The sequence below is a fragment of the Pseudolysinimonas sp. genome (genome assembly GCF_031389465.1).
GTDB lineage: Bacteria > Actinomycetota > Actinomycetes > Actinomycetales > Microbacteriaceae > Pseudolysinimonas_A.
Genome location: NZ_JANMSQ010000173.1, coordinates 1 through 12,258 on the forward strand (window position 1 = coordinate 1; position 12,258 = coordinate 12,258).

The following is a 12,258-nucleotide window of genomic DNA, read 5'->3' on the forward strand; positions in this document are numbered from 1 at the left end:
TCGGCGACGGCTGGACGGGGTTCTCGCTGTCGCTCGAGTCGGCGACCCGGCTCTCCGCAGCCGTGGTCTCAGCACTGCGCGCCGCCGGTACGCTAGACCCCACGGGCCTGTAGCTCAGTTGGCAGAGCATCGGACTTTTAATCCGCGGGTCGTGGGTTCGAGCCCCACCGGGCCCACCCGTAATCTCCCAGCTGGCGCTTCGACCCCGGAACGACTCTGATCCCCCTGGTGGGAATCCTCCCAACGTGGCACACCGGGATTGGGCTCAGCCCAGGGCCGTTCCGAACAGCAGGCCGAGCAGGTAGGTGACCGCCGCCGCGCCGAGGCCAATGAGTAGCTGTCGCAGCGCACGGCGCGCCAGCGAACCCCCGGAGAGCAATCCGACGGTCGCCCCGGTGGCGAGCAACGCGATCCCGACCAACGCCGAAGCGACGGCGACGGCGACGAAGCCCTCCGCCCCGACGAGGTAGGGGATAACGGGGATGATCGCCCCAGCAGCGAAGAAGAGGAAACTCGACAGCGCGGCTGCCCAAGCGGAGCCGATCCCGTCGTGGTCGTCGGCGGGCATCGCCTCGTGACTCCCGGCGTCGTCGAGGTGGAGCGTGGCGAGCACCTCCTGGGCGTGCCGCGCGGCTTCGTCGGCATCCATCCCCCGCGCGCGATAGACGAGCGCCAGTTCGTTGGCGTCGACGTCGAGGTCGGGCAGAGCACCCTGCGACTGCGGATCGGGGCGGGATGCCTCGAGCAACTCCCGCTGCGACCGCACCGAGATGTACTCCCCCGCACCCATCGAGAGCGAACCGGCGAGCAACCCGGCGACCCCCGTCACGAGCACGGTCTGCGGCGGAAGCCCGGTCGCGCCAACCCCGAGCACGAGGGCGAGATTCGAGACGAGTCCGTCGTTGATGCCGAACACGGCGGCACGCAGGCTGCCTGCCAGCCGACGCCGACCGCGAGCCGCGAGGCCGCGCAGCACCTCGCCGTGGATGCGTTCGTCGGCCGCCATCGCGTCCGTGGCATCCGCGTCGTCGGCGTACGGCGAGCGCCCCTCTGCGCGTTGGGCGAGGGCGAGCACGAAGAGCGACCCGAATCGCCGGGCGAACAGGATGAGCAGTCGGCTGCCCACGCTTGGCGCCCCCGGGTCACGTGCCTCGTCGCCGAGGAGACTCACCCAGTGCGCTTCGTGCCGCTGCTCGGCATCCGCCAGCCCGAGCAGGATGTCGCGCTCCTCACCGGCGTAGCGGTCGGCCAGTTCGCGGTAGAGCGCCGCCTCCGCTCGTTCGTCGGCGAGGTACCGGCGCCAGCGGCGCGTGCGGGCGCGCTCCTGACCGCCGGCCATCAGATCGTCCCGACGGATCCCACCGTGCCGGGCGTGAACCGCAGCCCCCACGACCCTTGAGAGGAGGCACCCGGGTCGAGCCAGATGAGGCCTTGCCCGGAGTTGAGGGCGTCGGGCGGAGCGGTCATCGGCTCGACGGCGACGGCCAACCCGGTGGTCGTGCCGCGGGCGAAGATCGGAGTCGTGAAGACCTGCACGTAGCCCCAGTCGACGTCTTGCACGAGTTCGACGGTCGCCCCGTCGGGGGCGGTCAGCCAGGCACTCGCACCCTCGCGGTGGGTGACCCCTCCGAAGGCGGTGTCGTAGTCGAGATCGCCGACCCGCAGTCCCGCGCGCGCGTCGAACCGGGTACCGTCGACCGGTCGCTCGGCGATCGGGTTGAGCCGGTCGTCGACATCGAAGTAGGTCGCAGCGGCGATCGTGATGACGAGGTCTTCGACAGGGTTGTCACCGATCCGCAAGAAGGGATGCGTTCCCACGGCATACGGCGCGCGGCGGTCGCTGAGGTTGGTGACCCCGTGAGTGACCGTGAGGCCGTCGGCGCGCACCTGGTAGCGCACCCAGGTGTCGAGCAGGAACGGCCAACCGTGCTGCGGTGCGATGAGGGCGCCGAGGGTCACTGCGTCGGCGGCCTCCTCACGCACGGCGTAGTCGGTGAAGCGCAACAGTCCGTGCAGGGCGTTGCGCCGGTCGACCTCGTTGATGTCGAGTTGCAGCTCGGCGCCGTCGAGGCTCCAGCGGCCGTCGCGCACCCGGTTCGGCCACGGGGCGAGCACGATCCCGTTGCCGAAGGGCGGGCTCCCGGTGCCATCCGTAGTCTCGGTGATCGCGACACCCCCCACAGTGAGCGACCTCAACACGGCTGCGACAGTGCCGATCTCGGCGCGCGCCCCGTCCGATTCGATGACGAGGTGGCGGCCGGCGGCGTCGACGTGATTCACGACGGCCAGCCTAGGCCGCGACGACGAGACGCGTCGCCGCGGGCACGGCGAGGGCATCCGCGCCCGGACCTGCAGTGACGACGGTGCCGAAGTCGGCGAGCGGAGCCACGGCACTCAGGTCGTGTCGGCCGAACTTGGAGGTGTCGCTGACGAGCACCCGCGCGGTCGACGCCGAGATCATCGCGCGCTTGACGGCGGCTTCCGGCAGGTTGACGTTGGTCACCCGGCCGTCGGCGACCCCCGTGCAGCCGAGAATCGCGAGGTCGGCGTGCAGACCGCGGACCGTGTCGACGGCGAGCGCGTCGACGAGTGAGTGTTGCAGCGGGCGGAGGCTTCCGCCGGTCACGATCACCGTGAACCGAGGGATGGCGGCTTCCAGGGTGAGCGCGATCGACAGGCCGTTGGTGATCACCACGACGTCACTCAGGTCGGTACGGGCCACCAGGGCCGTCGCGACGGCGTGGGTCGTCGACCCGACGTCGAGCATGAGGCTCGACCCGCTCGTGACGAGCGCGGCTGCCGCACCGCCGATCGCCCGCTTGAGCTCGGCATCCCGTTCGGCGGTCGCCTCGACGGGGGCTTCGCGCACCGACCCTGCGGCGACGGCACCGCCGTGCACCCGCCGGGCGATTCCTCGAGCCGCGAGCACGGTGAGGTCGGTGCGCACCGTGACTTCGCTGACGCCGAGCCGAGTGCTCGCTTCGGCGACCGCGACGAAGCCGTGTTCGACCAGAAGGGCGGCGAGGGTGGCGCGGCGGGCTTCCGCGTCGAGCGATTCCATGCTTCGATTCCTTTCGGATGCGAAAGGGAGACTTTCGCTATCGTAATCCCATGCCCGGAGTCGTGAAGCACACCGCGCAGCTCGCCGACGGCCGCGAGCTGTTCTACTTCGACGACGCCGACACCACCCTCGGCCCGGAACGCCGAGTCGACGCCCGCGTGCTCGACCCGCGGCCGGTCACCGCGACGATGCGGCAAGACGTGCTCACCGGAGACTGGATCACCGTCGCCGCCGCACGACAGAACCGCGTCTTCCTGCCGCCCGCCGACCAAGACCCGCTCGCGCCGCAGACCGCGGCGAACCCGTCCGAGATTCCGGATGCCTACGACGTCGCCGTCTTCGAGAACCGTTCGCCGTCGTTCGGTCCCGCCCTCACCTCCGATGCCGACGACCCGCCGCTCGGGCTCGACGATCTCACCCAACTCGGACTCGGACGCACGCGCACCTCGGTCGGACGCTGCGAGGTCGTGTGCTTCAGCCCCGAGCACGAAGGGTCCTTCGGCACGCAGACCGAGAGCCGCGCCCGCACCGTGATCGAGGCCTGGGCCGATCGCACGGCCGCCCTCTCGGCGCTACCCGGAATCGAGCAGGTGTTTCCGTTCGAGAACCGCGGCGAGGCGATCGGGGTGACCCTGGCGCATCCGCACGGCCAGATCTACGCGTACCCGTACGTCACGCCGCGCACCACCCGGATGCTCGACGCCGCGGATCGCCTCGGCCAGGGGATGTTCGACGACATCCTCGCCTTCGAGCGTGAGTCGGATCGCGTGGTGCTCGCCGGCCAGCACTGGACGGCGTATGTGCCGTTCGCCGCCCGCTGGCCGATCGAGGTGCACCTGGTGCCCCACCGGCACGTGCCCGACTTCGCCGCGACCGACGACCAGCAACGTGCCGAACTCGCACCGCTTTACCTGCGACTGCTGCGCGGCATCGACGCGCTCTACGACTCCCCCACCCCGTACATCGCCGCGTGGCATCAGGCCCCCGTGAATGTCGGACGTCAGGCCCTGCGCCTGCATCTGCAACTCACCTCGCCGCGCCGCGCGGTCGACCGGCTCAAGTTCCTCGCCGGGTCCGAGGCGGCCATGGGAGCCTGGGTCGGCGACATCCCTCCCGAGACGGCGGCAGCGAACATCCGGAAGGCGATCGAAACGGTATGAGCGACCTGCGCGACGACGTGCGGACCCTGTTCACGGAGCTCACCGGCCGCGCGCCCGACGGCCTCTGGTCGGCGCCGGGCCGGGTCAACCTGATCGGCGAGCACACCGACTACAACGAGGGCTTCGTACTGCCCTTCGCGATCGACAGACGCACGATCGTCGCGGCGGGGGCCCGCGAGGATGCCGTCATCCGGGTCGCAAGCACGTTCTCCGACGAGGTCGTCGAGATCGCGCTGTCTGAGCTGGACTCCGCTCGTGGCAGCGCCGGCTGGGCGGACTACCCGCTCGGCGTCGCCTGGGCGCTCGGCCGTTCCGGCGCCGACCTCGCCGCGGTGCCAGGAATCGACCTCGTGATCGACTCCAACGTGCCGGTCGGCGCGGGCCTGTCGTCGTCGGCGGCGATCGAGTGCGCCGTCGCCCTCGCGCTCGACGACCTCTGGCGCCTCGGGATGTCGCGTCCCGACCTCGCTCGCGCGGGCCAGCTCGCCGAGAACGAGTTCGTCGGCGCGCCCACCGGCATCATGGACCAGTCGGCGTCCCTGCTCGGCCAACTCGACGCCGCCGTCTTCCTCGACTGTCGCAGCCTCGACGCCGAGGTCGTACCCCTGGGTTTCGCCGCGGCCGGTCTCACCCTGCTGGTCATGGACACCGGCGTCTCGCACTCCCACGCCACCGGCGGCTACGGCGAGCGCCGCGCCTCCTGCGAAGCCGGGGCCGCCGCACTCGGGGTGCCGTCACTCCGCGACCTCGCGGTCGACGACCTCGTCCGCGCGCGTGAGGTGCTCGACGACGTGACCTTCCGCCGCGTCCGCCACGTCGTCACCGAGAACCAGCGGGTTCTGGATGTCGTGCGCACCCTGCGCTCGGAGGGTGCGTCAGCGATCGGGTCGCTTCTGGATGCCTCCCACACCTCGATGCGCGACGACTTCGAGATCTCGGTTCCCGAACTGGACCTCGCCGTGGAGACCGCGCTCGAGAACGGTGCGCTCGGCGCCCGGATGACCGGCGGAGGTTTCGGCGGGGCGGCGATCGCTCTCGTTCCGATCGACGCGGTGTCGCGCATCCAGGTCGCCGTCGACGGCGCGTTTGCCGAACATGGCTTTGCGGCGCCCGAGGTCTACCCGGTGCGCCCCTCCGAGGGTGCGGCCCGCGACTCCTGAGAAGCGCTATTTGCCCGAGATGGCGCACTTTCGCAAAGAAAGGTCCGCCATCTTGGGCAAATAGCCGTCTTTCGTCAGACGGACTGGCGTTCCGCGGCGTCGACGACGTTGGAGAGCAACAGGGCTCGGGTCATCGGCCCGACGCCGCCCGGGTTGGGTGACAGCCAACCGGCCACGTCGGCAACCGCGGGGTCGACGTCGCCGTGCAAACGCACTTTGCCGGAGTCGGTCATGCCGACGCGGGTGACCCCGACATCCAGCACTGCTGCGCCGGGCTTGATCCACTCGGGCTTCACGAAATGCGGCACGCCGATCGCGGCCACCACGATGTCGGCGCGACGTACCTCGGTCGCCAGGTCGACGGTGCGGGAGTGGGTGAGGGTCACGGTCGCGTCGATGCCCTTACGGGTGAAGACCAGCCCGAGCGGGCGGCCCACGGTGAGGCCGCGGCCGACGATGACGACGTGCTTGCCGGCAATCGGAACGTCGTGACGGCGCAGCAACTCGACGACACCCGCCGGGGTGCACGGCAGCGGGGAGTGCAGGTCGCCCTCGACGCCGAGCACGAGACGCCCGAGGTTGGTCGGGTGCAGCCCGTCGGCGTCCTTGTCTGGGTCGATGAGCTCGAGGATCGCGTTCTCGTCGATGCCCTTCGGCAGCGGAAGTTGCACGATGTAGCCGGTCACCGACGGGTCGGCGTTGAACCCGGCGACCGCGGAACGCACCTCGGCTTCGGAGGCCGTCGCAGGCAGCTCCACCGGAATCGAGCGGATGCCGACCTCCGCGCAGTCGCGGTGCTTGCTCGACACGTACGAGATCGACCCCGGGTCTTCGCCCACGAGAAGCGTGCCGAGCCCGGGGACGATCCCCCGAGCCGCGAGGGCCTCGATGCGCACCCGCAGTTCGTTCTTGATGGCGGTCGCGGTCGCAACGCCGTCAAGTGTGATGGCCGTCATTGCCAGCTCCCGGGGCTCGTCAAGCCGGGGTAGAGCGGGAATCGCGAAGCAAGGGCTTCGACACGCACACGCAGAGCCGGCAGGTCATGGTCGGCCTTCAGGGTAGCCGCGATGATCTCAGCGACCTCAGCGAATTCCGCGTCCTGGAAACCGCGGGTCGCCAGGGCCGGGGTTCCGATGCGGATGCCGGACGTCACCATCGGCGGGCGGGGGTCGTTCGGCACCGAGTTCTTGTTCACCGTGATGCCGACTTCGTGGAGCACATCCTCGGCGTCCTGGCCGGTGAGTTTCGAGTTGCGCAGGTCGACGAGCACGAGGTGCACGTCGGTTCCCCCGGAGAGCACCGAGATGCCCTCCGCCACCACATCGGCCTGCGTCAGCCGTTCGGCGATGAGCTTCGCTCCGCTCAGGGTCGCCTTCTGTCGTTCCGCGAACTCCGGCTCCATCGCGAGCTTGAACGCCGTCGCCTTCGCCGCGATCACGTGCATGAGCGGGCCACCCTGCTGCCCCGGAAAGACGTTGGAGTTCATCCGCTTCGCGATGTCGGGGTCGTTGGTGAGGATGAAGCCCGAGCGCGGGCCGCCGATCGTCTTGTGCACGGTGGAGGAGACGACGTCCGCGTGCGGGACGGGGCTGGGGTGCAGGCCCGCGGCGACGAGGCCGGCGAAGTGCGCCATGTCGACCCAGAGCTTCGCGCCGACCTCGTCGGCGATGGCCCGGAATGCGGCGAAGTCGAGCTGCCGCGGGTACGCCGACCAGCCCGCGATGATGACCTTCGGCTTCACCTCGAGTGCGCGCTGCCGCACGGTGTCCATGTCGATGCGCATCGTTGCGAGGTCGAGGCCGTAGGCGTGCGCCTCGTACAACTTGCCCGAGAAGTTGAGGCGCATCCCGTGGGTGAGGTGCCCGCCCTGCGCGAGTTCCAGACCAAGGATGCGGTCGCCTGGCTCGGCGATCGTGGAGAGCACCGCGACGTTCGCCGACGCGCCCGAGTGCGGCTGCACGTTCGCGAACTCTGCGCCGAACAGTTTCTTCGCGCGTTCGATCGCCAGAGTCTCGACGACGTCGACGAACTCGCAGCCGCCGTAGTAGCGCTTGCCCGGGTAGCCCTCGGCGTACTTGTTGGTGAGCACCGAGCCCTGCGCTTCGAGCACCGCTCGCGGCACGAAGTTCTCGCTCGCGATCATCTCGAGCGTCGAGCGCTGCCGGTTCAACTCCTGTTCGAGGGCTTCGGCGACTTCGGGGTCGACCTCGGCCAAGGGCGCTGTGAATGACGACGACATCGCGGATTCCTTCCGACGCAGTGAGAGTTCTCACGGCCCAGGCGTACGGCCGCGTTCATCTGCTGCGTCGCTTCCCGATGGTGATCCATCCGAACGCCAGTCGCGACCGCCTCAGTGTATCGCGTCGGTCGGATGCGCGGCGAGGCGTGCGCGGTCGGTCGCGAGCACCCACCCCAGGCCGATCGCGACGACGGCAGCGGCGACGTACGGAACAACCGCCATTCCGAGCTCGTCGAGAACGACGCCGCCGAACAGCGCGCCGAGGCCGATCGCGCTGTTGAACGCCGTGGTGACGACGGCGCCCGTGAGATCGCGGATGCGGGCCGACGCGGCGTGAAGAGCGCGGGTCTGGAACAGCGCGGGCAACCCACCGAACGAGGCGCTCCAGAGCATCATGACAAGGATCGCAGGCACCAGCCCGCGGGCGAACAACGCGGTCAGGATGATCGACACGACGAGCGCGCCGACCATGAGGTTGAGCGTGTACCGCGGATGTCGATCGCCGAAAACGCCAGCGGCGAGCAATCCGACCGCTCCGGCGAGACCGTAGAAGAGCAGCAGGAGGCTCACGTAGTCATCGGCGACGCCGCCCACCGCGATCGCCCAGGGTGCGATGTACGTGTAGAAGAGGTTGTGCCCTGTCGCGACGAGCAACACGGTGACCGCGACGAACCCGACTGCGATGATCGATCGGTCGCGCTTCACGGCGATGATCGAGCCGGTGTCGGTCGTCATCACCTGGTGCTTCGGAACGCGGTGATCCGGGGCAGGGAGGGAGACGACCGTCAGCACCGCGAAGATCACCACGAGCACGGCCATCGCGACGAAGGCCCACCGCCAGCCGACGGCGTGCCCAATCGCCGCCGTGAACGGCACCCCCAGGATGAACGCGAGGGTTCCGCCGCCCGTCGTCACCGAGACGGCGCGGGCGAGCTGGGTCGGCGCGACGAGCAACGACACATACGGGCCGGCAACCGCCCAGAAGAGCCCGTGCGCAAGACCCCCCAGCACGCGCGATGCGGCGAGGGTCTCGTAGTTCGGGGCAAGGGCGGCGAGCACGTTGGAGAGCGCGAAGACCCCGAGCAGCACGACGAGTAGCCCCTTGCGCGAGAACCGCCGGGTGACCACGGTGAGCGGGGCGGCGCTCGCCACGACCGTGAAGGCGAACACGGTGATCAGTAGGCCGACCCGCGACTCGGAGACATTGAGGTCGGCTGCGATGTCGGGGAGCAACCCGGTAGGCAGGAATTCGCTCGAGACAGAGACGAAGATCGCCCCCGCGAGCACCAGCAGGCGGAACAGCGGGAAACGGTCGCCGGAGGGGGCAGACATGAGGACGGGGCTTTCGACGGGGTTGGGCTCGTGACGCCGGCCGCGGGAGAACGCGGGGTGCCGTCCTCACCTTCAGACTACTCAGCGCGAAGGTAACGGTGGGTGACACGTCCAGCAAATTCACGGACAGAAGTTGGGCTTCGGAGCGCCGAAATCTGGAAGGCTGAGCGCATGCCTTCTTCGACCACACCTCGCCTCCTCGCTCTCGGCTTCGCCGGACTCGGCCTCACCACCGCCCTCGCCGGCTGCTCGACGCCCGCCACCGGCGGCGGGAGCGACTCCGGCACGTCCGTTGACGCCGACACGTCGGCCGAGTACGCCGACGGCACCTACAGCGCTGACGGCTCCTACAACGCCCCCTCCGGGCAAGAGTCGATCACCGTCGAGATCACCCTGGCCGGCGACGTCGTCACGGATGTCGTGGTCACCCCGCACGCTGAGAGCGGAAACGAAGCCCAGTTCCAGGGCCAGTTCGCGGCGGGAATCGCTGCCGAAGTCAGCGGCAAGGACATCGACGCCCTCGCCGTCTCCCGCGTCGGCGGCTCGTCGCTCACGAGCGGCGGATTCAATCAGGCCATCGACTCGATCAAGGCCGACGCCGTCACCTCCTAGCCCGTGATCGTCGATCCGCTGCCGGTCGCCTGGCGGTTCGAAGCGATCGGCACGACCTGGCGGATCGACACCCAGGATGCGCTGCCGCACGCCGTCGCGCGTGCCGTCGGCGAGCGGGTCGAGCGGTTCGACCGCGACTGGTCGCGCTTCCGGCCCGACTCGCTCGTCTCGCAGATCGCGACGCGTGCAGGTCGTCACGTGCTCCCCGCCGATGCCGCGCCCCTGCTCGCGTTCTATCGCGAGCTCTACGACGCGACCTCCGGGCGCCTCTCCCCCCTCGTCGGGCGCACCCTCGAGGCCCTCGGCTACGACGCCGCCTACCGGCTTCGAGCGGCTGACGACATCCCCGCAGTTCCTCCCTGGGACAACGCTGTCGCCTGGGATGGCAAGGCGCTCGAGACGGTGCGGCCGGTCCTGCTGGATGTCGGCGCCGCCGGCAAGGGGTATCTCGTCGACCTGGTGAGCGACCTGCTCATCGATGCCGGCATCCCCCGGCACATCGTCGATGCGAGCGGCGATCTGCGTACCCGCGGAGTGCCGATGTGGATCGCGCTCGAACACCCTCTCGACGCCCGGAAGGCCGTCGGGGTCGCCGATCTGACCGACGGCGCGTTCTGCGCCAGCGCAACCAACCGACGCACCTGGGGAGACGGACTCCACCACGTGCTCGACGCCGCGACGGGCCTTCCGGTGGCCGGCGTCATCGCGACGTGGGTGATCGCGCCGACCACACTCGTCGCCGACGGGATCGCGACGGCACTGTTTCTGGACCCCGATCCGGAATTGGTTGCCCGCGAGGGCGCGGCTTTCGCCAGAATGTGGAATGACGGGCGCGTGGACGTGTCCGACCACTTCCCAGGGGAGATTTTCGGATGACCGCTTGGCTCGATGCGCTCCTCGGACGCGTGACGATGTACCGTCTCGTTCTACTCAGTCTCGTGGTGCTCGTCGCCGCGGCCCTCGTCTTCTCGATGCTCGGCGTCGTGCAGCCCGGCACGGCGGGAACGATCGGGATGCTCATGAGCGTCGCCGTACTCCTCGCCACGAGCTACGTCGTCAACCGCCTGCTCGCGCTCATCTTCCGCATTCGCCCGCACTCCGAGTCGACCCTCATCACCGCGGGACTGCTGTTCTTCATCCTCACCCCGCGCAACGATCTCGTCGGCCTGGGCGCGCTCGCCCTCGCCGCGACGATCGCCGTGGCCAGCAAGTACCTCCTCGCCTTCCGCGGACGCCACATCTTCAACCCGGCGGCCGCGGGCGCGTTCGCCATCGGGCTCACCGGGCTCTCCTTCGGGCAGTGGTGGGTCGGCACGGTGTGGCTGCTGCCATTTGTCGCCGTCTGCGCGTTCCTGATCCTCTTCCGCACGCGCCGCCTGCCGATGGGCGGCGTCTATCTCGCCGTCGGGCTCGCACTGGGCGTCTTCTTCTACCTGCGCCTCGGCACCCCGATCGACTCCGGCCTGCAGATCATCCTGCTCTCGTCACCGCTGGTGTTCTTCGCGGGGTTCATGCTCACCGAGCCCCTCACCCTTCCGCCGCGTCGCTGGCAGCAGCTGGTCTACGCGGGGATCGCTGCCGCGCTCTACTACGGGGTGGCGTACTCGTTCGGCCCGATCTACAACTCGCCCGAGTTCGCTCTACTGGTCGCCAACCTGCTCGCCTTCCTCGTCGGGCAGCGCCGCGGCATCCATCTGGAGTTCGCCGGTCGGCGTCAGCTGAGCCCCTCGTCGTGGGAGTTCGACTTCCGCCCGAGGCGACCGGTGTCGTTCCGGCCGGGGCAGTTCATGGAGTTGAGCCTGCCGCACACGAAGACCGACTCACGCGGGTGGCGTCGGGTGTTCAGCATCGCGTCGGGGCCCGGTGAGGTGCTGCGTTTCGGCATCCGGCTTCCCGAGAAGTCGAGTTCCTTCAAGCGCGCGCTGCTCGCCCTCGAGCCGGGCGCGAAGGTGTCGGCCACGAGTGTCGGTGGCGACTTCCTGCTGCCCGAAGATCCGGCACGCCCTCTCCTGCTGGTCGCCGGCGGAATCGGTATCACCCCGTTCATCGGGCACCTCGAGCAGGCCGCCGCCGAGTCCGGCGGACGCGACATCGCGGTGGTCTACGCGATCTCGTCTCCCGACGACCTCGCCTACGCCGCGCAGCTCGAGCAGGCGGGGTGCCGGGTCGCGGTCGCGTCGGCCGAGGAGCCGAAGAACCTTCCCGCGGGGTGGACCTGGATCGGTCCCGACCGGCTGTCCGGGAAGTCGCTGCTCGCGGCTGTTCCGGATGCCGTGAAGCGCGACGCCTTCCTCTCTGGCCCCCCGGCGATGGTGTCGACCCTGAAGAAGGCACTGCGCACGGCGGGGGTCCGTCACATCCACACCGACGTCTTCGTCGGCTACTGACGCCTTCGCTGCCGTGAGTTATCCCATATGGTAAACCTCACGCGAACCTGGGATCCATATGGGATATCGAAGAAGCCGCGAGCCCATCTGACGCGCGTTCGCCGTGGGCGATCGGCAGCATCTGGCACTCGCTTTGCCCGAGTGCTAATCTCCTGATAGTTGAGTCACAGGGACTCAACTAATCGATTCCAGGAGGATCTGATGGCCATGTTCTTCGACCCGTTCCGCGAGATGGACCGCGTCGCGGGGCAACTTCTCGACGCCCGCCAGGGACCGCGGCTCATGCCGATGGACCTGTACCGCGACG

11 protein-coding genes, 1 tRNA gene and 1 riboswitch are annotated in these 12,258 nt (G+C 69.3%); of the genes, 6 read left to right on the plus strand and 6 right to left on the minus strand.

Going from position 1 to position 12,258, the window contains the following annotated elements; genetic code table 11:
- The first annotated feature begins 103 nt into the window (after nucleotides 1-103).
- Nucleotides 104-176, plus strand: a tRNA-Lys gene (locus RMO30_RS06775).
- A gap of 89 nt (nucleotides 177-265) precedes the next feature.
- On the opposite strand, the gene RMO30_RS06780 is transcribed toward RMO30_RS06775, so the two are convergent.
- Genes RMO30_RS06780 through RMO30_RS06790 form a run of 3 tightly spaced genes read right to left on the minus strand, consistent with a single transcriptional unit; the run spans nucleotide 266 to nucleotide 3,061 of the window.
- A complete protein-coding gene (locus tag RMO30_RS06780; protein WP_309711139.1) occupies nucleotides 266-1,339 on the minus strand; it encodes a VIT1/CCC1 transporter family protein in 1,074 nt (357 codons plus the stop codon).
- Nucleotides 1,339-2,280, minus strand: coding sequence for an aldose 1-epimerase family protein (locus RMO30_RS06785; protein WP_309711141.1), 942 nt, complete (start codon nucleotides 2,278-2,280; stop codon nucleotides 1,339-1,341). Before RMO30_RS06785 ends, RMO30_RS06780 begins: the two co-directional genes overlap by 1 nt.
- A gap of 10 nt (nucleotides 2,281-2,290) precedes the next feature.
- Entirely contained in the window at nucleotides 2,291-3,061 is a 771-nt protein-coding gene (locus RMO30_RS06790) for a DeoR/GlpR family DNA-binding transcription regulator (protein ID WP_309711143.1), read from the minus strand.
- 50 nt (nucleotides 3,062-3,111) lie between these two features.
- On the opposite strand from RMO30_RS06790, the gene galT reads away from it, so the two are divergent.
- Together galT and galK are read left to right on the plus strand one after the other, a co-directional pair.
- Complete coding sequence (galT, locus tag RMO30_RS06795) at nucleotides 3,112-4,221, plus strand: galactose-1-phosphate uridylyltransferase (RefSeq protein ID WP_309711146.1); 1,110 nt, start codon at nucleotides 3,112-3,114, stop codon at nucleotides 4,219-4,221.
- On the plus strand, nucleotides 4,218-5,381 hold the full coding sequence (gene galK, locus RMO30_RS06800) for a galactokinase (protein ID WP_309711148.1): 1,164 nt from the start codon (nucleotides 4,218-4,220) through the stop codon (nucleotides 5,379-5,381). The genes galT and galK overlap by 4 nt, the downstream gene beginning before the upstream one ends.
- 74 nt (nucleotides 5,382-5,455) lie before the next feature.
- On the opposite strand, the gene RMO30_RS06805 is transcribed toward galK, so the two are convergent.
- The 3 genes from RMO30_RS06805 to RMO30_RS06815 all read right to left on the minus strand — a co-directional run bounded on the left by RMO30_RS06805 (nucleotide 5,456) and on the right by RMO30_RS06815 (nucleotide 8,952).
- Nucleotides 5,456-6,337 (minus strand): bifunctional methylenetetrahydrofolate dehydrogenase/methenyltetrahydrofolate cyclohydrolase, encoded by an 882-nt coding sequence (locus RMO30_RS06805; RefSeq protein WP_309711150.1) that lies wholly within the window; start codon nucleotides 6,335-6,337, stop codon nucleotides 5,456-5,458.
- Nucleotides 6,334-7,620 carry a serine hydroxymethyltransferase gene (gene glyA / locus RMO30_RS06810; protein ID WP_309711152.1) on the minus strand — a complete coding sequence of 429 codons (1,287 nt, stop codon included), beginning with the start codon at nucleotides 7,618-7,620 and terminating at the stop codon, nucleotides 6,334-6,336. Before glyA ends, RMO30_RS06805 begins: the two co-directional genes overlap by 4 nt.
- A 28-nt stretch (nucleotides 7,621-7,648) precedes the next feature.
- A riboswitch (ZMP/ZTP riboswitch) is annotated at nucleotides 7,649-7,734 on the minus strand.
- Nucleotides 7,732-8,952, minus strand: coding sequence for an MFS transporter (locus RMO30_RS06815; RefSeq protein WP_309711154.1), 1,221 nt, complete (start codon nucleotides 8,950-8,952; stop codon nucleotides 7,732-7,734). Its footprint overlaps the riboswitch before it by 3 nt.
- Before the next feature lie 171 nt (nucleotides 8,953-9,123).
- Here RMO30_RS06815 and RMO30_RS06820 point away from each other — a divergent pair, with 171 nt between their 5' ends.
- From RMO30_RS06820 to RMO30_RS06830, 3 genes are read left to right on the plus strand one after another with little or no spacing between them, the layout of a single operon-like run.
- Complete coding sequence (locus RMO30_RS06820; RefSeq protein WP_309711156.1) at nucleotides 9,124-9,564, plus strand: hypothetical protein; 441 nt, start codon at nucleotides 9,124-9,126, stop codon at nucleotides 9,562-9,564.
- 3 nt (nucleotides 9,565-9,567) lie between these two features.
- Nucleotides 9,568-10,440 carry an FAD:protein FMN transferase gene (locus tag RMO30_RS06825; RefSeq protein WP_309711159.1) on the plus strand — a complete coding sequence of 291 codons (873 nt, stop codon included), beginning with the start codon at nucleotides 9,568-9,570 and terminating at the stop codon, nucleotides 10,438-10,440.
- Entirely contained in the window at nucleotides 10,437-11,951 is a 1,515-nt protein-coding gene (locus RMO30_RS06830) for an oxidoreductase (RefSeq protein ID WP_309711162.1), read from the plus strand. Before RMO30_RS06825 ends, RMO30_RS06830 begins: the two co-directional genes overlap by 4 nt.
- The last annotated feature ends 307 nt before the right edge of the window (nucleotides 11,952-12,258 follow it).

Bases quoted from the DNA above. Each gene is read 5' to 3' on its own strand.
- RMO30_RS06780 (WP_309711139.1), bottom strand. From the start codon at position 1,339: ATGGCCGGCGGTCAGGAGCGCGCCCGCACGCGCCGCTGGCGCCGGTAC.
- RMO30_RS06790 (WP_309711143.1), bottom strand. From the start codon at position 3,061: ATGGAATCGCTCGACGCGGAAGCCCGCCGCGCCACCCTCGCCGCCCTT.
- galT (WP_309711146.1), top strand. From the start codon at position 3,112: ATGCCCGGAGTCGTGAAGCACACCGCGCAGCTCGCCGACGGCCGCGAG.
- galK (WP_309711148.1), top strand. From the start codon at position 4,218: ATGAGCGACCTGCGCGACGACGTGCGGACCCTGTTCACGGAGCTCACC.
- RMO30_RS06805 (WP_309711150.1), bottom strand. From the start codon at position 6,337: ATGACGGCCATCACACTTGACGGCGTTGCGACCGCGACCGCCATCAAG.
- glyA (WP_309711152.1), bottom strand. From the start codon at position 7,620: ATGTCGTCGTCATTCACAGCGCCCTTGGCCGAGGTCGACCCCGAAGTC.
- RMO30_RS06815 (WP_309711154.1), bottom strand. From the start codon at position 8,952: ATGTCTGCCCCCTCCGGCGACCGTTTCCCGCTGTTCCGCCTGCTGGTG.
- RMO30_RS06820 (WP_309711156.1), top strand. From the start codon at position 9,124: ATGCCTTCTTCGACCACACCTCGCCTCCTCGCTCTCGGCTTCGCCGGA.
- RMO30_RS06830 (WP_309711162.1), top strand. From the start codon at position 10,437: ATGACCGCTTGGCTCGATGCGCTCCTCGGACGCGTGACGATGTACCGT.